The 22,496-nt window shown below is 67.6% G+C and carries 16 protein-coding genes; 12 read left to right on the top strand and 4 right to left on the bottom strand.

The genetic code is table 11. The features are described from left to right. Positions 1-24: 24 nt before the first annotated feature. Both H5V44_RS08420 and H5V44_RS08415 read left to right on the top strand, forming a co-directional pair. Positions 25-1,896 carry a COG1361 S-layer family protein gene (locus tag H5V44_RS08420; RefSeq protein ID WP_185192658.1) on the top strand — a complete coding sequence of 624 codons (1,872 nt, stop codon included), beginning with the start codon at positions 25-27 and terminating at the stop codon, positions 1,894-1,896. A 9-nt stretch (positions 1,897-1,905) separates the two neighbouring features. Then, the gene (locus H5V44_RS08415; protein WP_185192697.1) at positions 1,906-4,443 is read left to right on the top strand and encodes an efflux RND transporter permease subunit; all 2,538 of its coding nucleotides are present in this window, start codon (positions 1,906-1,908) and stop codon (positions 4,441-4,443) included. Between the two features lie 23 nt (positions 4,444-4,466). Here H5V44_RS08415 and H5V44_RS08410 read toward each other — a convergent pair whose 3' ends face one another. Together H5V44_RS08410 and H5V44_RS08405 are read right to left on the bottom strand one after the other, a co-directional pair. Next, positions 4,467-4,748: an acylphosphatase gene (locus tag H5V44_RS08410; protein WP_185192657.1), complete on the bottom strand. Its 282-nt coding sequence runs from the start codon at positions 4,746-4,748 to the stop codon at positions 4,467-4,469. Between the two features lie 260 nt (positions 4,749-5,008). Then, a complete protein-coding gene (locus H5V44_RS08405) occupies positions 5,009-7,168 on the bottom strand; it encodes a response regulator (RefSeq protein WP_185192656.1) in 2,160 nt (719 codons plus the stop codon). A gap of 352 nt (positions 7,169-7,520) precedes the next feature. Between H5V44_RS08405 and H5V44_RS08400 the strand changes: the two genes are divergently transcribed. The 9 genes from H5V44_RS08400 (at position 7,521) to H5V44_RS08360 (ending at position 18,785) form a co-directional block, all read left to right on the top strand. After that, entirely contained in the window at positions 7,521-8,909 is a 1,389-nt protein-coding gene (locus H5V44_RS08400; protein WP_185192655.1) for a phosphomannomutase, read from the top strand. 166 nt (positions 8,910-9,075) lie between these two features. After that, positions 9,076-10,215, top strand: a complete 1,140-nt coding sequence (locus H5V44_RS08395; protein WP_185192654.1) for a BMP family lipoprotein — start codon at positions 9,076-9,078, stop codon at positions 10,213-10,215. Positions 10,216-10,294: 79 nt separating this feature from the next. Next, on the top strand, positions 10,295-11,902 hold the full coding sequence (locus H5V44_RS08390; RefSeq protein ID WP_185192653.1) for an ABC transporter ATP-binding protein: 1,608 nt from the start codon (positions 10,295-10,297) through the stop codon (positions 11,900-11,902). Beyond that, positions 11,899-13,131, top strand: coding sequence for an ABC transporter permease subunit (locus H5V44_RS08385; RefSeq protein WP_185192652.1), 1,233 nt, complete (start codon positions 11,899-11,901; stop codon positions 13,129-13,131). Before H5V44_RS08390 ends, H5V44_RS08385 begins: the two co-directional genes overlap by 4 nt. After that, complete coding sequence (locus tag H5V44_RS08380; protein ID WP_185192651.1) at positions 13,124-14,218, top strand: ABC transporter permease; 1,095 nt, start codon at positions 13,124-13,126, stop codon at positions 14,216-14,218. Before H5V44_RS08385 ends, H5V44_RS08380 begins: the two co-directional genes overlap by 8 nt. 150 nt (positions 14,219-14,368) lie before the next feature. Then, a complete protein-coding gene (locus H5V44_RS08375) occupies positions 14,369-15,295 on the top strand; it encodes a sulfide-dependent adenosine diphosphate thiazole synthase (protein WP_185192650.1) in 927 nt (308 codons plus the stop codon). After that, positions 15,295-15,963 (top strand): thiaminase II, encoded by a 669-nt coding sequence (gene tenA / locus H5V44_RS08370; RefSeq protein WP_185192649.1) that lies wholly within the window; start codon positions 15,295-15,297, stop codon positions 15,961-15,963. The genes H5V44_RS08375 and tenA overlap by 1 nt, the downstream gene beginning before the upstream one ends. Further along, the gene (gene thiD, locus H5V44_RS17975; RefSeq protein WP_185192648.1) at positions 15,960-17,345 is read left to right on the top strand and encodes a bifunctional hydroxymethylpyrimidine kinase/phosphomethylpyrimidine kinase; all 1,386 of its coding nucleotides are present in this window, start codon (positions 15,960-15,962) and stop codon (positions 17,343-17,345) included. The genes tenA and thiD overlap by 4 nt, the downstream gene beginning before the upstream one ends. A gap of 66 nt (positions 17,346-17,411) precedes the next feature. Then, positions 17,412-18,785 (top strand): geranylgeranyl reductase family protein, encoded by a 1,374-nt coding sequence (locus tag H5V44_RS08360; RefSeq protein WP_185192647.1) that lies wholly within the window; start codon positions 17,412-17,414, stop codon positions 18,783-18,785. A 62-nt stretch (positions 18,786-18,847) separates the two neighbouring features. On the opposite strand, the gene H5V44_RS08355 is transcribed toward H5V44_RS08360, so the two are convergent. Beyond that, entirely contained in the window at positions 18,848-19,780 is a 933-nt protein-coding gene (locus tag H5V44_RS08355) for an A/G-specific adenine glycosylase (RefSeq protein WP_185192646.1), read from the bottom strand. A gap of 87 nt (positions 19,781-19,867) precedes the next feature. On the opposite strand from H5V44_RS08355, the gene H5V44_RS08350 reads away from it, so the two are divergent. Next, positions 19,868-20,191, top strand: coding sequence for a hypothetical protein (locus H5V44_RS08350; RefSeq protein ID WP_185192645.1), 324 nt, complete (start codon positions 19,868-19,870; stop codon positions 20,189-20,191). Positions 20,192-20,263: 72 nt separating this feature from the next. Here H5V44_RS08350 and H5V44_RS08345 read toward each other — a convergent pair whose 3' ends face one another. Further along, entirely contained in the window at positions 20,264-22,471 is a 2,208-nt protein-coding gene (locus H5V44_RS08345; protein WP_185192644.1) for an N-6 DNA methylase, read from the bottom strand. Positions 22,472-22,496 lie beyond the last annotated feature (25 nt).

The raw sequence follows: 22,496 nt of genomic DNA, 5'->3' as shown, positions 1-22,496 counted from the left end.
CGCCACTCGGCCCTTCCACAACCAATGAAACGCACGCTGCTCGTCGTTCTCGTCGTCGGATCGCTTCTCGTCAGCGCCGTTCCCGCTGTCGCGCTCACTTCCAACCCGGACCTCCGGACGGTCACACCCGAACCGAACCTCGCGCCCGGCGGGATCAACGAAGTATCCTTTCAGTTATTGAACGACCCCGACGGCCCCGACGACGACACGCGCACCGCGACGAACGTCCGGATCAAACCGCGGGATACCGGCCGGATCGACGTCGAAACCGGGGAACTCTACGTTTCCGAACTTCCCGACGGGGACCCTGCTGACCTCTCGCTGAAGCTGAACGTCCCGGCGAACCTCGCAAGCGGCACCTACCGGATCCCGCTGGATCTCACCTACGAGTACGACAACGGCGCGGGGTCGGCGACCGAACGGAAGGTGACCCGCTACGTCGAGGTCAGAGTCGAGTCGGGGCCGCGGTTCACGGTCGTCGATACCAACTCCACGGCAACCGTAGACGGCAGGGGGACCTTGGAGCTCACGATGCGGAACGTCGGCGACACCGCCGCCCGCGATTCGACGCTGACGCTTTCGACGTCAAGCCCGGACGTGTCGCTGGGAGCAAGCGAGTCGAGCACCCGGTTCGTCTCCGAGTGGGAGCGCGGCGAGAACCGGACGTTCACGTTCGACGCGGCCCTGAGCGACGCGGCCACTGCGGGTAACTACTCGCTTTCCGCGCGGGTCGACTTCGAGAAGCCAAGCGGGACGGTCGGCGAGACCCCCTCGCTTTCGGTCCCGCTTGAGGCCCACCCGGAGATGACGTTCGCGGTCTCGGAGCTGCGGAGCACCCTCTCCATCGGCGGCTCCGACACGCTGTCGGGGACGATCACGAACACCGGGCCGATGACCGCGCACAACGCGGTCGTCGAGTTCAACGATACGCCGACCGCCAGCGCGGTCGGCGGGGGGTACGCCGTCGGGTCGCTCGCGCCCGGGGAGTCGGCCGAGTTCAGCTTCAGGGTGAACGTCGCCGAAAACGTCGACGCCGGGCCGAAGCAGTTCGGCATCCGAACGGCCTTCCGGAACGGGAACGGCGACCAGCTTCGTAGCGACGTCGTGGACATCCGCCTCCAGGTCGGGGCGAACGACCCCGGCTTCGAGATCCGGGGCGTCGAAAGCACGCTCCGGGTCGGCGAGGAAGGAACGCTCGAGGGCCGGATCGTGAACGCGCGCGACGACCGCGTTCGTCACGCGGTCGTCAGATTCGAGGACCCCGGCCCGACGGTCACCCCGATCGAGAACACGGTCGCGATCGGCGACCTCGACCCCGGCGAGGCCGCGAACTTCTCGTTCGACGTCGAGGTGACGAGCAGCTCCGACGCCGGGCCGCGGCAGTTCGACCTCTCGGTCTCCTATCGCGACCGGGACAACGCCGCGCGGGCGTCGGGGGCCATCCCCACGCGGGTGCCGGTCGGGCCGGGGACCGCCGAGTTCGACGTCGACCCCGTTGACGGGAACCTGAGCGCCGGCTCCGGCGGGGAGTTCCGGGTCACCGTGACCAACACCCGGGAGTACACGGTCTCGGACCTCTCGGCCAAGATCTACACCGACTCGCCGCTGTCGACCTCCGACGACGAGGCGTTCGTCGACGAACTCGAACCGGGCGAGTCGACGACGATCACCTTCCAGCTGAGCGCCGCCGGCGGCGCCACCGAGAAGACCTACCCGGTGCAGATGGACTTCCAGTACGACGACGAGGCGGGCGATACGATCATCTCCGACACCTACCAGGTGCCCGTCGACGTCACTACCGGCTCCGGGGGGCTCCCGATCACGCTGCTCCTGCTGGTGGTGCTCCTGCTCGGCGGCGCGGCCGGCGGCGTGTTCTACTACCGTCGGCGGGAGTGACCCGTGCGGTTGGACTTCCAGCGGTTCGTCGACTGGGCCGACGACAACATCGTCAACCGTCCCGGCACGGTGATCGTCGCCTTCCTCATCGTGACGCTCGTGTTCACCGCGGGCCTGGGTGGGGTCTCCACCGAGTCGGGAACCCAGCAGTTCGCCGAGGACATCCCCGCGGCGAACGCAAACGAACGCGTCGAAAACGAGTTCCTCCCGGCGTTCGACGACGACCCCGGGAGCACGTCGCTGATCCAGCGGGACCCCAACGTGCTCTCGAAGGACTCGCTGCTCGCGATGTTGCGGGCCCAGCGGGCGCTGGAGGAGCGCGACGATATGTACGTCTCGGGGACGTCGTCGGCGGCAGGTACCGTCGCGCGGACCATCGATCCCGAGGCGACCACGCTGGAGCAGCAGATCACGACGCTCGAACGCGCGACGCCTACGACCGTCCGACAGGCGGTCCGGGAGAACGCCGACAACCCGGAGTTCACCGGGACCGTGAGCAACGACTTCAACGAACGGGACGCGTCGGCGTCGGCGACGATCGGCGCGGTCCAGCACGACCTCCCCGGCGGCGTGGGCGGCGGCTCCGCCGGGCAGTCGGGTAGTAGCCCGCTCACGCCGATTCAGACGCAGGCCCAGCGGGTGATCGGCGCGGAGATCGACGCCGACATCACCGTCTTCGGCAGCGGCATCGTCGCCGACGAGTTCGGCACGGTCATCTCCGATTCGCTTTTGATCGTGACTCCCGCGGCGGTGCTTCTCATCTTCGGCTTTCTGGTCGTCGCCTACCGCGACCTCCTGGATCTGATCCTCGGCGTCGTCTCCCTGGGGATGGCGTCGGTCTGGACCTTCGGGTTCCTGGGACTGGCGGGCATCCCGTTCAACCAGATCATGATCTCGATCCCGCCGCTTCTGCTCGCGGTCGGGATCGACTTCGGGATCCACGCGGTCAATCGCTACCGCGAGGACCGCGCGACCGGCCTCGGCGTCGGCGACGCGATGCAGGTCGCGACCGACCAGCTGCTCGTCGCCTTCTTCATCGTGACCGGCACGACGGTGATCGGGTTTCTGGCGAATCTCGCCTCCGAACTCCCCCCGATCCGGGACTTCGGGATCGTCGCCGCCGTCGGGATCGTGTTCACGTTCCTGATCTTCGGTATCTTCCTGCCCGCCGCGAAGGTGTGGGTCGACCGCCGTCGGGACTCGTGGCCGATCCCGACGTTCAGCCAGCGGCCGCTCGGCGAGGAGGGATCGGCGCTGGGTGAAGCGCTCTCGATAGGGGTCGGTATCGCGAACCGGGCGCCAGTGGTGCTGCTCGTTTTCGCGTTGGTGTTCAGCGCCGGCGCCGCCGGGTACGCCACCGGCGTCGACACCTCCTTCTCCCAGGAGGACTTCCTGCCGCCGGAGGAGGTGCCGGCGCTGCTGAAGGCGCTGCCGGAGCCGTTCGCGCCGAGCGACTACGACGCGGTGGCGACGATCAACTTCCTCGACGACAAGTTCACGTCCTCGCAGGGGGGATCCGTCACGATATACTTGGAGGGGCGGATGGAGAACGACGCCGCCTTAGAACGGATCTACCGGGCGGGCGAGGACCCGCCCGAGGAGTTCGTGACCGACGGGAACCGTCGTGCGGCGTCGACGAGCATCGTGACGATCATCAAAGACCGCGCCGCGGAGGATCCCGAGTTCGCCGCTCTCGTCGAGCGGAACGACCGGAACGACAACGGGGTGCCCGACGACAACCTTCCGACGATCTACCGAGAGCTCGAGGCGTCCCCGGCGGGCGACCGCGCCTCGAAGTATCTGGCCGACGACCGGCGGAGTGCCCGGGTCGTCTACACCACCTCCGCAGACGCCTCCGATCGGGAAGTCACCGCCGCGGGCCACGAGGTCGCGGACCGATTCCGAGTCGAGGCGACCCCGACGGGCGAGACTGTCGTCTTTCAGGCGGTTTCGGACCTGATCTTCCAGTCCGCGATCACCAGCCTCGCGCTCGCGCTGAGTGCGACGGTGGTGTTTCTGGTGGTGATCTACTGGATCCTCGAAGGGTTGCCCTCGCTCGGCATCGCCAACCTCGCGCCGATCGTCGTGGCGGTCGCGTCGGTCGCGGGCACGATGCGGCTGTTGGACATCCCGTTCAACGCCTTCACCGCCACCATCCTCTCGCTCACGATCGGGCTGGGGATCGACTACTCGGTCCACGTCGTCCACCGATTCATCGACGAGCGGCGCGAGCGAGGGCTGATTCCCGCACTCAGCCGGACCGTGATCGGCACGGGCGGGGCGCTGCTCGGGAGTATGGCCACGACAGCGTTCGGGATCGGCGTCCTCGTGCTCGCGGTCCTCTCGGTGCTTGGGCAGTTCGGGATCCTGACTGCGATGTCGATCGTCTACTCCTTCCTGGCGTCGCTGCTCGTGCTTCCCTCGACGCTCGTGATCTGGGATCGGCTGGTGAACGACGATCCCGAGGCGCCGATGGGGTACCCCTCGGAGTCCGCCGAGGAGGGTGCCGATTCGGGCGGGGACGGTGCCACTGGCGCCGCGGCGTGACGTGGGAGTCTTCGCCGGCGATCCTACCACCGGACGCGGAACCCCGACTCGCCCTCGGGCTCCTCGTAGCTCACCTCGACGTCCTCGACGGTCGCCATCGCGCTCCCGATGTGGCACCACTCGATCAGCCCCTCCACTGCGGATTCGGGACCCTCGAAGACCGCCTCCACACGGCCGTCGTCGAGGTTCCGAACCCACCCGTCGACACCGCGGTTCTCGGCGGCCTCCCTCGTCGACGCGCGGTACCGGACGCCCTGGACGTTGCCGCTGACGAACACGTGTGCTCGGACTCGGTCGTCGGTCATCGTGACTGGATACGGGAGGGAGCCCCAAATAGCGTGTGCCGGCTGCGATCACACTGCTCAAGGAAGGATAACTCGCCCGATCGTTCAGGACGGACGAACGCCAGATCACATCCATTCGGTAACTATACCGGTCGTCAGAAGGTTAGATAGTTTTCCAGAGTTGAGTTTCGACGTCGAGTGTGCGAGTGTACCCCCGGCGACGAAAATGACAGATTCAGATCACTCGTTTAACCTCGTGTAAGATACACAGCGCGCATCGGTCACTCGCCTTTTTCAACGCCGGTGATTTCGAACCGGGCCCCGCCCTGTTCGCTTTCAGTCACCGTCACCTCCCACCCATGCGCGTTAGCGACCTGTTCGACGATCCGCAGGCCAAATCCGGTCCCCCCTTCGGTAGTCGAGTATCCCGCCTCGAACGCTTCCTCACGATCAGATTCAGGGATGCCTGATCCCGTGTCCGCGACATAGAACCCGTCGTCCATCTCGCCAACGGAGACTGTCACATTGTCACCACCGTGTTCGATGGCGTTCCGGTAGAGGTTCTCGAACAGCTGCCGAAGCCGGCTCCGGTCAGCTTCAACGGCACACGACGTATCGGTTTCGAGTGTTGCCCGTTCCGTCTTCACCGTTTGCCAACTGTTCGTGGCTGCGTTCGTGAGTCCAATCTGTTCGGCCTCATCGACTCGCTCACCCTCTCGTGTCAGTGTCAGCAGGTCTTCGATGAGCGCGTCCATCCGGTCAAGGGCCTGTGCAAGGTCATCGATATGGTCGCTCTTACACTCGTCCCGAAGCAGCTCCAACCGTCCGTCGGCCACTCGGAGCGGATTCCGCAAATCGTGGCTGACGATGCTTGTGAACTCCTCTAACCGCTCGTTTTGCCTCTCCAGTTCCCGCCTACGCTCAACTTGCTCCGTCACGTTCTGTGCCAGCGCGAGTCCGTAAGCAGTTCTCCCGTCACCGGTTTCAACGGGGACTGTCCGGTTCCGATAAACGCTCTCTCCGAGCGTTTGCGTAAACGTATTGCTGTTTCCATTCAGCGCCTCGGTGAAGTAGTGGGTGAGTTCTTCGGCGAGTTCGGTCGGAAAGACGTCGTGTGGCGTTGTTGATTCGACCTCGTTAGGCGAGAGGCCGACTTTACTGAGTTCCCTTCCACGAGCCCGTTCGTATCGCATATTCTCGTCGAACAGGAAGACCGCACCGTTAGGTATGTTCTCAGATAGCGTTTGGTACTGCCGTTTCAGTTCCAGTATCTCTCGGATTCGCCTTTTTCTTCCGGTAATATCCTGAATAGCCCCGCGAATCCTGACGAGTTCTCCATCCACCGTCTGTGGCTGCCCGCGTACAGATACCCACCGTGTCTCCCCGTCTGTGGGCTGAAGACGCAACTCTGAGTCGGATGTGTCGACAGTTTCGCTCGGATTCGTAAACGCTTCCCGGATTTCGTCCCGGTCATCCGGATGATACAGTTCCAAAATAGCCTCGTCGTCTATAGACGCATCTTGCGAGAGATCATAGATTTCGTAGACTTGCTCGGTCCAACTGGTTTGATTCTCTTGAACGTCGTACTCCCATGCGCCTACCTTGGCGAGTTCTTGCGCTTTGCTGAACAGGTCGTTTTGTCGTTCTAACTTCTCTCGTTGTTGCTGTGCTTCGGTATCGTCATAGAACGAGACCACCAGTTGGGTGATTTCACCGTTTAACTCGATGGGTGTGACCCTGCCCGGTCTGACGGCCTGTCCGTCCGGAAAATCGAGAGTGAGGGAGTATTTGACGGATTCACGACACTCGACACACTTCCGATATGCCCCACAGACCTTTTTGCCATTTTCCGTGCCAAGAGCCTCACTTGGGGTACTTCCGACGATTTCTTCCCGGTCTCGGCCGATGAGTTCAAGTGCTCGCGGATTACACCGTTGATACCGGAACCCATCCCGCTCGACATCAACCAGCAGGAGACCAGTCAACGCACCCTCGAATACGGTAACGTACTCTTCTTTCGTTTCGCGGAGTCGGATCTCAGACCGATACTGTGAGACAGCGTTCTCAATGCGATTGGCGAGTAGTTCGTACTGTTCGGACCCGGACTGTTTTTGAATGTAATCGGTCGCATCCGCCCTGAGCGCGTCACCGGCGACCTCCTCACTGCCCTTACCGGTGAACAGTATGAACGGTAGATCGGGGTGCTCGTCACGGAGCGCGCGAAGTAACTCAATCCCGTCTCTGCCAGGCATATTGTAATCCGAGACCACGCAATCAGGCGGCCGGTCATAGATTCGTTTTAGTCCTTCGTCGGCGTTGGTCGCCGTTTCGACAGTGAACCGATCGTCCTCGCGTTTAAGAAACGTCTTGACCAGGTCCGCGAAATCCGGGTCGTCATCAATGTGAAGAACATGAATCCCCTGTTGTGAGGTGTGTGGCATAGTATCGTATTGCGTGACCACAATGAAAAAGCACGCGACGAGATCAGGATTTGAATTTGCTCCCGCGGGTACCGGACGGTTGGCCCGGAGTTGAAGGGAACGAACACCCCTGTTGCTGACTTTACCCTCTGAACGAAACGTGAAAACGAAGCGCCGATCGGTACAGCCACTTGCTGCACCGCGAGCGAACGAAGTGAGCGAGCGGGCCGAGGAACCCTCGACGGAGCGGCGAAGCCGCGACTGAGAGGGTGACGCCGGATTTTGGCCGAGCTTTTGCAAGCGAGTGAGCGAAGCGAACGAGCGCAGCAAAAGGTCGGTGGTGTTTATGCCTCCGGGCCGGGGCAGGGGGAGTATGGAGCTGTTCGGAACCGCGGGGATCCGCGGGTCGGTACGGGAACGGCTGACGCCGGAGTTCGCGCTGTCCGTCGGGCGGGCGGTCGGCGCGGGCGTCGTCGAGGAGGCGTCCGGCGACGGGGCGAGCGACCGCCCCGCGACGGTCGTGGTCGGGCGGGACGGCCGCACCACCGGCGAAGCGCTCGCGGCCGCGGTCGAGGCAGGGGTCGAGTCCGCCGGCGCCGACGTGCGACGGGCGGGCGTCCTCCCGACGCCGGCGCTCGCGTACGCCTCTCAAGGCCGGTACGGGGTGATGCTCACCGCCTCACACAACCCGCCGACCGACAACGGGATCAAGGTCTTCGTCGACGGCCGGGAGTACGACCGCGACCGCGAGGCGGCGGTCGAGGCCCGGGTGACCGACGGGGTACCGTCTGTGGCGTGGAACGAGTGGGGGAGTTCCGAGACGGTGTCGCCGCTCGCGGGCTATCGCCGGGCCGTCGTCGAGTACGCCCGCGGCCACGGCGAGTCCGCCGACGGCCTCGACGTCGTGGTTGACTGCGGCACCGGGATGGGAGCGCTCGGGACCCCACAGGTACTCCGGGAACTCGGCGCGCGGGTGGTCACGCTCAACGGTCAGGTCGACGGCTTCTTCCCCGGCCGTGCGTCGAAGCCGACCCCCGAGACGTTGGGGGATCTCCGGGCGTTCCTTTCGGGCTCGGAGTTCGACCTCGGGATCGCCCACGACGGCGACGCCGACCGGATCGTCGTCCTGGATGGAGCGGGGGAGATACTCCACGAGGACACCGTCGTGGCGATCCTCGCGGAACACTTCGTCAGGGTCGCGACCGCGTCGGATCCGGTTGTCGTGACCACGCCGAACGCGTCGGGGCGGATCGACGAGCGGGTCGCGGCGGCGGGCGGGCGGGTCGAGCGTGTGCGACTGGGAGCGCTCCACGAGGGGATCGCCGCGGCGCGCGCCGATGGAGGCGACGTGGTCTTCGCCGCGGAACCCTGGAAGCACATCCACCCCGACCACGGCGGGTGGATCGACGGCGCGGCCTCCGCGGCGGTGCTGACCCGGCTCGTCGCTGCCGCGGGGCTCGACGGCCTCCGCGCTCCAGTTACCGAGCGCCCCTACCGGAAGGTCAGCGTCGAGTGCCCCGACGACCTGAAGAACGAGGTGATGAGGCGCCTGGAGTCGTCGCTCCCCGCGGCGTGCCCCGACGCCGAGGTCGACACCGAGTACGGCGTCCGCGTGGGGTTCCCTGACGGGTCGTGGACGCTGGTCCGCCCGTCCGGGACCGAGCCGTACGTTCGGGTGTATGCCGAGGCCGACGACGTCGACGCCCTGATCGACGAGGTGACAGACGTCGTCGCCGACGCCGTCGCCGCCGCGGGCGGGTGAGGGAACCGGCGCACCGCGAGTCCGCCATTACCCACGGTCGGACGGTGGAGCGACCGACTCGTCGGGTGTCCGTCCAGTTATCCGGATCCGGACTCCGAGGCCGTGGGACGGAAGCGACGAATTTATGCACACCTCGCTATCCATTGTTTCGTAGGTGCTCACAGCTATGGATAGGCGTACGTTCCTGAAGGCGACCGGCGTGGCGGGGATCGCCGGTCTCGCGGGGTGTAGCGGCGGGCCGTCCGGTGGATCCGACGACACGGAGACGGAGACGGAAACCGACTCCGGGGGATCCACCGACGACGGGATGGAGGAAACGACCGCGGCCGAGACCACCGAGAGCGGTCCGGCGGCCCACATCGGGATGGTCTACGCGACCGGCGGCCTCGGCGACGGGTCGTTCAACGACCAGGCCCAGAGCGGCGTGATCCAGGCCCAAGAGGACTTCAACATCGCGTACAACGAAGCACAGCCCGACGAGGTCGCGGAGTTCAGCAGCTTCCAGCAGCAGTTCGCCCAGTCGACGGATCCGAACTACGATCTAGTCTGCTGTATCGGGTTCCTCCAGGCCGACTCCCTCACGGAGAACGCCGAGTCCTACCCCGACCAGAACTTTATGATCGTCGACTCGGTGGTCGACGCACCCAACGTCGCGAGCTACACGTTCAAGGAACACGAGGGCTCGTACCTCGCGGGGCTGATGGCCAGCCTGCTCACGACGCAGGACTTCTCGGCCGGGGCGGGCTCGACCGCGGGCGACTCCACGAACGTCGGCTTCGTCGGCGGCGTCGAGTCCGACCTGATCAAGCGGTTCCAGGCCGGCTACGAGGCGGGCGTGTCCGCCGGCAGCGACGACGTCGACGTCAGCACGAGCTACACGGGGAGTTTCAACGACCCGGCCGCGGGTCGGGAGGCGGCGGCCGCGATGTACAACAGCGGCGCCGACATCGTCTATCACGCCGCGGGCAACACCGGCACGGGCGTGTTCCAGGCCGCACAGGAGGCCGGAAAGTTCGCGATCGGCGTCGACCGCGCGCAGTCGATCACGCGTCCGTCGTACAGCGACGTCATTCTCGGGAGTATGGTCAAGCGGGTCGACACGCCGGTGTACAACTCGATCGAGGCCGTACTCAACGGTAACTTCCCAGGCGGCACCGCCGTCTCGCTGGGGCTCGCCGAGGACGGCGTCGACCTCGTCTACGGCGACTCGCTCGGGTCGGAGATCCCCGACGACGTCGCAAGCGAGGTTTCGACCGCCCGCGAGGACATCATCAACGGCGACATTTCGGTCCCGACGTCGCCGTAGTCGGTCCGACGCGGTGCCGCACGCGTCGGTCGGCACCCAAACCTATTCGTTTATGACCACACCAGAGGGTAACAGACGTATGTCCAAGGCCGTCCGCCTCGAGGGAATCACGAAGCGGTTCCCGGGCGTGGTCGCGAACGACGACGTCGACTTCGAGGTCGAAGAAGGAACCGTCCACGCGCTGCTGGGGGAGAACGGCGCCGGGAAGACGACGCTGATGAACGTCCTCTACGGGCTGTACGGGCCCACCTCGGGACGGGTCGTCGTCGACGGAGAAAAGCGGGAGTTCGACTCCCCGCGGGACGCCATCGACGCCGGCATCGGGATGATCCACCAGCACTTCATGCTCGTGGATCCGATGACGGTCACCGAGAACATCACACTCGGCAACGAGCCGCGGAAGTGGGGCGGGCTGGCGGTCGACCGGAAGGGAGCCAGGGAGGCCGTCGTCGAGTTGGCGGACCGCTACGGCTTCGACGTCGACCCCGACGCCCGGATCGAGGACGTCTCCGTCGGCGAACAGCAGCGCGTCGAGATTCTCAAGGCGCTGTACCGCGGCGCCGATACCCTGATCCTCGACGAACCCACGGCGGTGTTGACCCCCCAGGAGATCGAGGAGCTGTTCGGGGTGCTCGAGGAGCTGACCGCCCAAGGCAAGACGATCATCTTCATCACCCACAAGCTGGGGGAGGCGATGGCGGCCGCAGACGAGATCTCGGTCCTCCGCGACGGTCGGAAGGTCGGGACCGTCGACGCATCGGACACCACCCGCGAGGGACTGGCGGAACTGATGGTCGGCCGGGAGGTGCTGCTCGACGTCGACCGCCCGCCCGCCGACACCGGCGACGTGGTGGCGTCGGTCTCCGATCTGGTCGTCGACGACGATCGCGGCGTCCGAGCCGTCGACGATGTCTCCTTCGAGCTCCGTGCGGGGGAGATCCTCGGGATCGCCGGGGTCGACGGCAACGGCCAATCGGAGCTCATCGAGGCCCTCACCGGACTCCGCCCGCCGGACGCCGGGACGGTCCGGCTCCTGGGCGAGGACGTGACCGACGACTCCCGCCGCCGCCGGATCGAGGCGGGGATGGCGTACATCCCGGAGGACAGACAGGAGCGCGGGGTGGTGATGGACTTCGACCTCGTGGAGAACGCGCTGTTGGGCAGCCAACACTCCCCGGAACTGGGGCCCCGAGGTCGGATCGACTGGCCGGAGACGAGGACCCACGCCGAGACGATCATCGACGAGTACGACGTACGAACCCCCGGCGCCGCGACCCCCGCGAAGTCGCTGTCGGGCGGAAACCAGCAGAAGTTCATCGTGGGCCGGGAGTTCGAGCGCGACCCCGAACTCGTGGTGGCGTCGCACCCGACCCGCGGGGTCGACGTCGGGTCGATCGAGTTCATCCACGAGCGGTTGCTGGAACTCCGGGAGGCGGGGGTTGCGGTTCTCCTGATCTCCTCGAAACTTGAGGAGGTCCAAGGGCTCTCCGACCGGCTGGCGGTGATGTACGAGGGCGATTTCGTCGACGTGGTCGATCCGCGGGCGACGACCGAATCCGAGCTCGGACTGCTGATGGCCGGCCAGCAGCCGGAGGCCGCAGACGGGGCCGACGCCGGAACTCCGACGGAAGCCGACGAGGAGGCCCCCGTCGACGCCGACGCAGCCGCGGGCGGTGAGCGGGCGTGAGCGCGGCCGACCGCGTGCGCCGGCTCCTCGAACGCCTGGTGGCGGCGTCGGCGGTCGAGCGGATTCTCATCAGCTCCGCGGCGCTCCTGCTGTCGATCCTGCTGGGTGCAGTCCTGGTGTTGGTCGCGGGTCGGATGACCACGTGCGCGCCGAGCAGCGCGGTCTACTACTTCGGGACGGGCTTCTGTTACGATCCCGTACTGGTGTTCGACCGCCTGTTCCTCGGCGCGCTCGGCGAGCCGTTCAGCGGCGGGTGGTCGCCGGCGGGACAGTTCTCGGTCACGCTCCGGGAGACCACGCTCCTGATCTTCACCGGGCTGTCGGTCGCGCTTGCGTTCCGCGCGGGCATCTTCAACATCGGGACACAAGGCCAGATGGCGGTCGGCGGGCTCGCCACCGCAGTCCTCGTGCTCCGGGGTGCGGACGTCGTCTCGGGGGTCGCCGGCACCATCGTCCTGATCCCGTTCGGGATCGTCGTCGGGGCGGTCTTCGGCGGGCTCTACGGGTCGATCCCCGGGCTTCTGAAGGCGTACGCCGACGCCAACGAGGTGATCACGACGATTATGCTCAACTTCATCGCCACGGGGGTAACGCTGTACCTCGTCGGCGGCGCGTTCAAGGACCCCGAGAGCGCGGCGAACCAGACGGTGCCGCTCCCGGAGTTCGCCCAGTTTCCCACCGTCCTCTTCGGTGGCCGCCAGGATTTCTCGCTCGTCGCGCTCGCCTGTGGGGTGCTCGCGATCGGGGGGCTCTACTACCTGCTCGAACACACGGCGTTCGGCTACGACATCCGGACCAGCGGGCTCCAGCCCGAGGCCGCGGAGTACGGCGGCGTGGACGCAAAGCGGACGGTCGTCGCGAGTCTGACACTGTCGGGAGCCTTCGGTGGCGTCGCTGGCGCGATGTACGTGATGATGGTTCTCGGGAAGTTCCAATCGGGGCTGCCCGCCTACGGGTTCGACGGCATCACCGTCTCCATTCTCGCGGGCAACAACCCGGTGGGAGTGGCGTTCGCGGCGCTGCTGTTCGGCGTTCTGAAGAGCGGCACCACGATCGTCCAGTTCGCCACCGACGTTCCACCGCAGCTCGTCGGCGTGCTTCGCGGGCTGATAATCCTGTTCGTAGCGATGCCGGAGTTCTTCCGAATCGTGGGTCGGCGCGTGATCGACCCGGGAGCTGAGCCCGTCGCAACCGACGGCGGTCACGCGGGAGGGTCCGACGATGAGTGACGCCGGCGAAACGGGGGCGAGTACCGACGCTCCGACCGCCGACGAGGGGCCGGTGGCGTCGCGATCGACCAGAGAACTGACCGCGTGGGCGGTGATCGGAACGTTGGTCGCGTTGCTTCTCGGCGGCGCAGCGTTCCCCGATTCACTCCTGGGGATCCTCGCGAACGTCATCACCGACAAGGACACCCTCGCGGCGGCGCTCCGGCTGTCGGTTCCGATCGCCTTCGCCGCCCTCGGCGGGATCTTCTCGGAGAAGGCGGGGATCATCAACATCGGCCTGGAAGGGCTGCTCATCATCTCGGCGTTCACCGCGATCTACGTGACGGACGTCACCGGCGGGATCTGGATCGGGTTCGGCGGCGGCGTGATTGCGAGTACCCTGTTGGCGCTGCTCTTTGCCGTCGTCACGATCGAGTTCCGCGCCGACCAGATCATCGCGGGGTTGGCGGTGTGGCTCATCGCCTTGGGGCTTGCGCCCTTCGTCTCGCAGGTCATCTACAACGGTCCAAACACCCCGACCGTGGCGACGACGGGATCGATCTCCGTCCCGGTGCTATCTGGGATCCCGTTCTTCGGCGCGCTGTTTTCGGCGTCGCCGTCGGTGTATCTGCTCTTCGTCGCGGTGGCGGCGTCGTGGTACGTCTTCGAGCGAACCGCCTTCGGCCGGTGGATCCGCGCGAGCGGCGAGAACCCGAAGGCGCTCGACACCGCCGGTGTCAACGTCTCGCGGGTTCGGTATGCCGGCGTCCTCATCTCGGGCGTCCTCGCCGGGATGGGCGGGTCGGCGCTGTCGCTGGATCTCGGACAGTTCACCGGCAACGGGCCGACGATGGTCAACGGGAAGGGGTTCATCGCCATCGTGGCGTACCTGTTCGGCAACTACAACCCGATCGGGGCGTTCCTGGCGACGATGCTGTTTGCGGGGCTCGACGCGATCCAGACGGTGCTCCAACTCAAGGGGATCGGCCTGCCCAGACAGCTCATCCGGATCATCCCGTTCGTCGTCGTGATCATCGTGCTCGCGCTGGTCGGCCGGACGCGACTGCCCGAGGCCGCCGGCGAGCACTACGAGTCCGGCGAGGAGTAGCGGGGTCGACGACCTCTCCCCCCCAGCCGACGGCCGTTCGGCCCGCCGAGCGGCCGCGCCGTCGGCGCTCGGTCCGAGCGACCTCCGGCCGACGTCCCCCCGGGCCGCCGGCCACAACGAATAAACCACTTAGTAATACTACTGGGTTGTATGTCGTTCAGCGGATTCAGCGACGCCACCGACGCGGAGGTAACGAACGCGATCGCGGAGTCCTGGAGCGAGGAGTTCCTCGAGTTCACCGACACGGAGGTCATCGTCGTCGGCGGGGGGCCCTCCGGGCTGGTCGCCGCGAAGGAACTGGCCGAGCGCGGGATCGAGGTGATGATCGTCGAGAAGAACAACTACCTCGGCGGAGGCTTCTGGCTCGGCGGCTTCCTGATGAACAAGGTGACGGTTCGCGAGCCCGCAGACGCGGTGCTCGACGAACTCGGGGTGCCCTACGAGGAGTCCGACACCGAGGGGCTCCACCTCGCCGACGGCCCCCACGCCTGCTCCGCGCTGATCGCCGCCGCCTGCGACGCCGGCGCGAAGGTGCAGAACATGACCGAGTTCACCGACGTCGTCGTCCGCGACGGCCACCGCGTCGCCGGGATCGTGATGAACTGGTCGCCCGTCCACGCGCTGCCGCGCGAACTCACCTGCGTCGACCCGATCGCCGTCGAGTCCGATCTCGTCGTCGACGCGACGGGACACGACGCGGTCGTGGTCTCCAAACTCCAGGAGCGCGGCGCGATCGACGCCCCCGGGATCGACCACGCCGAGACCCACGCCACGGGGATGGATTCCACCGGGGACGACGAGTACGGCGCTCCCGGCCACGACTCCCCCGGCCACGACTCGATGTGGGCGGCCGACAGCGAGGACAAGGTGGTCGAACGCACCGGCAAGGTCCACGACGGGCTGCTCACCGCCGGGCTCTCGACGGCGACGACCCACGGCCTGACCCGGATGGGGCCGACGTTCGGCGCGATGCTGCTCTCGGGCAAGCGCGCCGCGCAGGTCGCACTCGACGAGCTCGGAGCGACCGCGCCGGTCGTCGACCTCCCGGGCGACGCCCCCGCCTCCGCCGACGACTGATGGCGTTCAGCGACCGACTCCTCGAAGGGGTCGAGGCGGCGATGGCCGCACAGAAGGACCACCCGTTCGTCCGGGAACTCGCCGCCGGCACGCTCGACCCGGCGGCGTTCCGGCGGTGGCTCACCCAGGACTACCACTACCTGCTCGACTACGCCCGCACGGTCGCCACCGCGGCGGCGAAGGCGACCGACGAGGCGCGGATGCGACGGCTGCTCGGGATCGCACGGTCGGTGACGGACCACGAACTCGACCGCCACCGGGAGCTCGCCGCCGACCACGGACTCACCCCCGAGGACCTCCGCGCCGCGGAGAAGACGCCGACCTGCGTCGCCTACACCAACTTCCTGGTGCGGACGGCCTCGACGGGGTCGCTGCCGGAGATCGTCGCGGCGGTGTACCCGTGCGGCCGGGGGTACCTGGACGTCGCCGAGCGTATGGCGACACTCTCGGAGGGCGACCACCGCTACACCCCGTTCATCGAGACCTACACCGACGATACCTTCCGGGAGTCGGTGTCGTGGCTCCGGGAGCTGGTCGACCGCTGTGCCGAGGCCAACCCTGGAGCGCGCGCGTCGATGCGGGAGGCGTTCGAGACGGGCGTACGGCTGGAACACCGGTTCTGGGAGATGGCGTACGCCGGGGAGTCGTGGGGGGTGTCGCCAGGATGACCGGGGGCGACGCCGACGCGCGCCGGCGGCCCGCGCCCGTATCGCCTCCGGTCGCGCTCACGATCGCGGGCAGCGACTCCGGGGGCGGGGCCGGCGTCCAGGCCGACGTCCGGACGATGGCGGCCCACGACGCGTTCCCGACGAGCGTCGTCACGGGCGTCACGGCCCAGCACACCCGCGGCGTCGAGCGCTCGACGGTCCTCGACCCCGCCGACGTGCGCGCACAGTACGACGCCGTGACCGACGACTTCGCGGTCGGCGCCGCGAAGACCGGGATGCTCGGCACGGCCGCGGTCGTCCGAACCGTCACCGAGTGCGTCGACGGCCGGTCGTTCCCGCTGGTCGTGGATCCGGTGATGGTCGCGACCGCCGGCGACCGGCTGCTGAGCCCCGCGGGCGAACGGGCGTACACGGATCTCGTCGCCGAGGCGACGCTCGTCACGCCCAACCACGACGAGGCCGCCGTCCTCGTCGAACGCGGGACCGGCGAGGACCGGGCGCCGACCCCCCGCGAGGCCGGCCGGTGGCTGGTCGACCGGGGGGCCGAGGCGGCGCTCGTGACCGGCGGCCACGGCGACGGCGACACCGTCAGGGATCTGCTCGTCACCGACGAGGAGGTCCGGGAGTTCACGCATCCGCGGGTCGACTCCGGCGCGACACACGGGTCGGGGTGCTCGCTGTCGGCGGCGATCGCGGCCGGCCTGGCTCGCGGCGCCGGCCTGGAACCGGCGGTCGAGCGCGCGGTCGCGTTCGCCGAGCGCGCGGTCCGGTATCCGCTCGACGTCGGCGAGGGACCGGGAGCGGTCAACCCGCTCGTCGACCGGCGGAACGCGGCTCGCGAGCGGGCGACCCTCGACGCCGTCCGCGGCCTCGTCGACCGGTTCGTCGACCTTGACGTGCGCCCGCTGCTCGCGGAGGTCGGCATAAACGTCGTCGGCGCGACGCCGCACGCCGAGACGGTCGACGACGTGGCCGCGGTTGAGGGGCGGATCACCCGCACCCTGGACGGCGTGGCGCCGAACTCGGGGGTCCGGTTCGGGGCGTCGAGCCACCTCGCGCGGTTCCTGCTCGCGGCCCGCGAACACGAGCCGAACCTCCGATTTGCGACCAACTGCAAGCTCACACCCGACGCCGAACGCGGGCTGGATCGTCTCGACGCCCCCGTCGCGTGGTTCGATCGGTCCGCCGAACCCGAGGCGGCGTCCACGATGGAGTGGGCCGCCGGCCGGAGCTTCGGGCGGGGCGACGAGCCGCCGCGTGCGGTCGCCGACCGGGGGGCGGTCGGGAAGGAGCCGATGATCCGCGTGGTGGGTGCGACCCCCGACGCGGTCGCCGGGACGGTCGAGCACCTGCTCGGAGCGGTCGAGGTCGGCGACTCGTAACCCGGCCGGCGCTTGCGGATCCGCCCGACATAAAGAGTTTTTACCGCGCGGGCGGGAGTCGTGACGATGAGTACCTCCCACGAGTACGACGTCGTCGTCGTCGGCGCGGGGACGGCCGGGTGTTACGCCGCGGCCGCCGCCGCGGGCGAGGGCCTCGACGTCGCCGTCGTCGAGCGCAAGACAGCCGAGGAAGCCGGCCACATCGCCTGCGGCGACGCGCTGAAGGGGGCCGACGCGTTCCCCGAGGTGATCCCGAAATCCCGGATCGAGAGCGCGTTCACGAACACCGGCGTCGACCACGGCCGCTTCGAGATCCCGCAGGAAGACACCGTCCTCGACATCCCCGTCCCCGGGGAACTGGCGGTCATCGACCGGTGGGAGTTCGGCCGCCTCCTGATCGAGGCCGCCGAGGACGCGGGCGCGGCGTTCCACTACGACACGGTCGTCCAGGACGTGACGCAGGACGACGACGGCACCGTGACCGGAATCCGTGGGAAGCGGCGGGGCGACGTCGCCGAGTACGCCGCCGACGTCGTCGTCGACGGCGCGGGCGCGCTGTCGATCCTCCAGGACAAAACCGACTTTTCGGGCACGCACTTCGATACGAACGTCTCGTACTCGCAGTTCTGTTCGGCCTACCGGGAGATCGTCGAAGTCCCCGAACCGGTGGAGTGGGACGACGCCTTGGTGTTCAAACCGACCGAGCGTGCGGCGGGTTACCTCTGGTACTTCCCGCGGACCGAGACGACGATCAACGCCGGCTTGGGCTTTCAGATGAACGAGGAGCCGATGCAGCTGGTCGACGACCTCAGGCGGGACCTCGAAACCCGACCGGAGTTCGACGGCGCCACCGTGACCGACAAGCTGGGCGCTGCGCTGCCGACCCGCCGCCCCTACGACTCGGCGGTCGCGCCGGGGTTCATCGCCGCCGGCGACGCCGCGGGCCACGTCAACCCGACCACCGGTGGCGGGATCGCGGGCGCCGCCTACGCGGGCACCTACGCCGGCGAGCAGGCGGTGAACGCGGTCACCGAGGGCGACGTGGGCGAGTCGGCGCTGTGGCGGTACAACGAGCGGGTGATGGACCACTTCGGGGCGCGGTACGCCGGGCTCGACGTCTACAACGTGCTCTCGACTGCGATCGACGTCGACAACCTGATGGGGCTTCTGGCGTCGCTGCCGGGGGAGAAGCTGGCGGAGGCGCTGTACTCCGGCAGCACCTCGTTCGGACCGGCGTTGCTGGCGAAGACCGTCCGCGATTCCTTCGGCTACTGGAGTCAGATCGTGGAGTTCTACCGGACCAAGAACCTCGCCGACGAACTGATGGAGCATTACGGCCGGTATCCGGGCCGCCCCGAGGCGGTCTCGGTCTGGCAGTCGGAGCGTGACAGGCTGATGGAGGGGATCTACGACGTCACCGGCGCGGAACCGAAGTACTGAGTCGACGCGGCGTTTACCGATACCCGACCGTGACAGCCGCGGACAGCTATCCCCGCGCCCGGCTACCGGCGAAGCCGGACGGTTGTCGCGCCCCCGCGATCGTCGAGTTCGACCAGGCCGTCCTCGGAGAGATCGGAAACGAGCTCCCGGAGCCATCCCCGGCCGTACTCCCCATCCGGGGCGTAGTCCACCCTGATTCGCGGGCCGAGGTCGTCCAAGGGGAGTTCGTCGTACTCCGTCAGCGTCGAGATCACCCGGCCGCGGAACTGCCGACGGCTCCCCTCGAAGCTCGGCTGTGTAGGCACGTCCGGCGCAGTGAAGTCACCGGTCCGGTACGCGTGACACCACTCCCGCCAGGGGCAACTTTCTTCGTCGCACCGCGGGGTCTTCTGACAGGCGACGCCCCCCAGTTCCATAATGGCGTTGTTCCACACCCGGGATTGACCGTCGGGCATCAGCGCGCTCGCCGCGGCCTCGAACGCGGCGTCGTCGTCTGGGACGTCGAACGCGCGGTACAGCACCCGTTTGACGTTCGTGTCGACGACTGCGTCGCCGTTGTCGAACGCGAACGACGCCACCGCGTTGGCGGTGTAGGGTCCGACACCCATCAGCTCCGAGAGGCCCTCCGGATCCCGCGGCCACTCCCCGGCGTCGACGCCGTCGACCGCACCTCCGACGACCTGCCCGGCCGCCTCGTGGAGGTACTTCGCACGGTTGTTGTATCCCAGCGAGTGGTCGGTCCAGAAGGAGACCACCGCCGCGCGGTCGGCGGCCGCAAGCGCCTCGACGGAGGGCCAGCGGTCGAGGAAGTCGCGCCAGGCGTCGACGACCCGGTCGAGCTGCGTCTGCTGGCTCATCACCTCCGAGACGAGGATCTCGTATGGATCCGCGGTCTCCCGCCACGGGAAGGCACGGTGGTCGGCCTCGTACCAGGCCACCAGGGCGTCGCGGACGGCAGCGGGATCGTCGAACTCCGGGGCGTCGCCGTCGGTCATCGGCCGGCGGTTGGACCCCTCGGGATTTGGGGGTTCTGGTCGATCCCGAGGCGAAACCCGTTTGCCGCCGCCGGCCGAGATGCGGATATGAGCTTAGAGGAGCTAACGGATCGGGTCGAGTCGACGTACGCCGACATCGACGCCGAGCAGTCAGTGTCGCTTGATCGGGAGACGCGCCACGAACTCGCGATGCTCTCGGCCGCCTTCGGGACCGAGGACACCGACGAGCTGCTCCGGCGGGCGGTCCACCTGCTGTTTCAGACCACCGTCGACCGCGGGACGCTCGATTTCCACCTCCGGCAGGAACATGACGTGACCTACGACGAGTACCTCTCAGGGATGACCTACGAGGAGATGACCGGCCAGGACCAGTACCCGCAGCGTGACGACGAGCGCCGGTACCAGATGTGAGCGCCGCGGCTGTCGATCTCCTCGGGTCCTGCGGGGGTCCAACTGCGGCCTTCGACACGCGAGAGCCGTCGGTCACTCACCGCCGAGCCCCGCACCTCCGCCGGAGAGCATTCGGCCGGCGAGGTCGTCGATCTCGGCTTGGATGGCCGCCAGTTCCTCGATTTCGGTGTCGTTGTATGCGCGCTTGCTCAGGTGGGTGTACTCGGGGACGATCCGGTGGGCCGCCATCGAGCGCTCGGCGAGACGACGCTCCGGGCCGGTCCCGCGGTACTCCGGGAGGCGGAGTTCCGAGACCACCGCCTTCGACAGGCTTGCCTTCCCTTCCGAGGCCATCCCCTCGATCGACCGCTGGTAGGGGGCCGAGTTGAGCAGCCCGCAGAGGAAGTGTGCCTCGTACTCGTCGTCCGTCGGGACGAACATACAGTGATCGCCCGGAACGACCGGCTTCTCGCCGAGGTCCGGGTCCTCGACGGCCGAGACGACCGCGAAGTGCGGTTTGAACCCCAGCCGACACCAGACGACCTTGTACGCCGACCAGGTGTACGGCCCCAGCCCGAACAGGTTGTAGAACGGCCCGCCGTCGAGCCAGGTCGACGACCGCGATTCGAGTCGCTCCCTGTTGCGTTCGAGGTACGCGTACGTGTCTGGGTGGGCCGCCCGCAGTTCGGCCGCGTTGTCCTGCCCGGCAGTCCGCATCGGGACCAGCTGCAGGTCGTAGCCGAACAGGCCGTATTTGACAACGTGCTTCGATCGGAGATACGGGTAGACGTGGTCGTGGTCCAGCTCCCCGAGTTGCGCCCGATCGACGGTGAACACCTCGGCGGCGTCGTCCTTCACGCCGTGTCGGATCTCGTGGCTGCACTCGCCGTGTGCGCGCCGTTCGGCGTCGGTCCCGATCCACGAGGAGCCGGGATCGGCGTCGTCTACCGGGACCAGCCCGACCCGCTCGCGGGCTAACGTTCCACGCATCGCCCCGCCCGTCGCGAACGACGGTGCGTCCCCGGACCGAGACCACCGATCCATCGGGATCGGAAACGACGGCTCACTGTCGGCCCCGATGGTGTACACGGCGGCGTTCACCGCAACGTCGTCGCCGAACGGCCGGAGCCCCCCGAAGTCGTGAACGTGCCGGACACTCACCGGCCGGTCGCCCACCTGCCCGCGGCGCAACACCCGACCGGCCGGGCCCGTGCGGATGTCCCGCTTGAGAACGAAACTGGCGTCGCCGCCGTCGTCGAGATACCGGTCGATCCAGGCCCAGACGAACGGGACCGACACGTCGTCGTTGGCGTGGCCGAGTATGGCCTCCGTGCCGGGGTGAGGAAGGAGGTTGAGCCGGTCGACGTGGGTCTCCCGCCAGGCCTCACGGACCGACTCCTGGAGGGCGCCCCACGTGAGCCACGGCGGGTTCCCGACCAGGTGATCGACCGTGAGGTCGACCGTTCGGGCCCGGAAACTGATCGACTCCTCGCGCGTCATCCCGAGCGAGTCAGCGAGGAACACCGGAACCTCGATTCCGTCCGGGGAACTCGATCCGATGGCGGGCCGGAGCGCGTGGAGGTACGAAAGCTTCGCCATCTTGACCGCGATGGGGTCTAAGTCGATCCCGTACACCGTGCTCGTGATGGCGTCGACTCGGGCATCGGGCTGAAGATCCTCCTCAAGCGCTGCCAGTTTCGCGTCGACGGCGGCCGCGAGGAAGACGCCCGAGCCACAGCCCGGATCCAGCACCGTCTCCGACGCGGCGTCATCGACGTCGAGTTCGCCGACCGCGACGTCGGCGACTCCACGGGGGGTGTAGTACGACCCCAGCAGTCGACGGAGCGGGGTCGACACGACGCTCCCGTGGAGCTCCCGAAGGAGGCCAGCAACCGACTCGGGGTGAATCGGGTCGACGCGGTCGACCGCCTCTCCCAGCGGGCGTCCGGGAACCGCCCTTTCGACCGCCGCGTGGAGCGTGTGGAGCTCGAAGGGCAGGACGTCGGTGTTTTCGGCCGCAGACCGGTTTCGGAGCTCGACGCCGACGCGGCGTTCGTACCGGTCGATGAGCCGGTCGACGACGAAGTCGACGTAGAGGGCATCGACGAAGAGGGAGTCGACGCCGGCGTCCAGTTGCCCGAAGACGTCCCCGTGGCTCTCGACGACGAGCGACTCCCACGCCGCCATCGCCGCCCGGAGGTCGTCGTTCGACGACAGTTCCGACGACGCGGCCGCGGTGTAGCGGGCGTGGCAGCGGCTGTCGGTTCCGAGGACGTCGCCGAAGGATGGACCGCCGGACATACTGTGTCTGCTGTTGGCGAGTTCT

Source organism: Halobellus ruber, assembly GCF_014212355.1.
GTDB lineage: Archaea > Halobacteriota > Halobacteria > Halobacteriales > Haloferacaceae > Haloquadratum > Haloquadratum rubrum.
This window is presented reverse-complemented; position numbering and strand designations above follow the sequence as displayed.

Bases quoted from the DNA above. Each gene is read 5' to 3' on its own strand.
- H5V44_RS08405 (WP_185192656.1), bottom strand. From the start codon at position 7,168: ATGCCACACACCTCACAACAGGGGATTCATGTTCTTCACATTGATGAC.
- thiD (WP_185192648.1), top strand. From the start codon at position 15,960: ATGACCGGGGGCGACGCCGACGCGCGCCGGCGGCCCGCGCCCGTATCG.
- H5V44_RS08375 (WP_185192650.1), top strand. From the start codon at position 14,369: ATGTCGTTCAGCGGATTCAGCGACGCCACCGACGCGGAGGTAACGAAC.
- H5V44_RS08345 (WP_185192644.1), bottom strand. From the start codon at position 22,471: ATGTCCGGCGGTCCATCCTTCGGCGACGTCCTCGGAACCGACAGCCGC.
- H5V44_RS08400 (WP_185192655.1), top strand. From the start codon at position 7,521: ATGGAGCTGTTCGGAACCGCGGGGATCCGCGGGTCGGTACGGGAACGG.
- H5V44_RS08350 (WP_185192645.1), top strand. From the start codon at position 19,868: ATGAGCTTAGAGGAGCTAACGGATCGGGTCGAGTCGACGTACGCCGAC.
- H5V44_RS08355 (WP_185192646.1), bottom strand. From the start codon at position 19,780: ATGACCGACGGCGACGCCCCGGAGTTCGACGATCCCGCTGCCGTCCGC.
- H5V44_RS08395 (WP_185192654.1), top strand. From the start codon at position 9,076: ATGGATAGGCGTACGTTCCTGAAGGCGACCGGCGTGGCGGGGATCGCC.
- H5V44_RS08420 (WP_185192658.1), top strand. From the start codon at position 25: ATGAAACGCACGCTGCTCGTCGTTCTCGTCGTCGGATCGCTTCTCGTC.
- H5V44_RS08410 (WP_185192657.1), bottom strand. From the start codon at position 4,748: ATGACCGACGACCGAGTCCGAGCACACGTGTTCGTCAGCGGCAACGTC.
- tenA (WP_185192649.1), top strand. From the start codon at position 15,295: ATGGCGTTCAGCGACCGACTCCTCGAAGGGGTCGAGGCGGCGATGGCC.
- H5V44_RS08390 (WP_185192653.1), top strand. From the start codon at position 10,295: ATGTCCAAGGCCGTCCGCCTCGAGGGAATCACGAAGCGGTTCCCGGGC.
- H5V44_RS08360 (WP_185192647.1), top strand. From the start codon at position 17,412: ATGAGTACCTCCCACGAGTACGACGTCGTCGTCGTCGGCGCGGGGACG.
- H5V44_RS08380 (WP_185192651.1), top strand. From the start codon at position 13,124: ATGAGTGACGCCGGCGAAACGGGGGCGAGTACCGACGCTCCGACCGCC.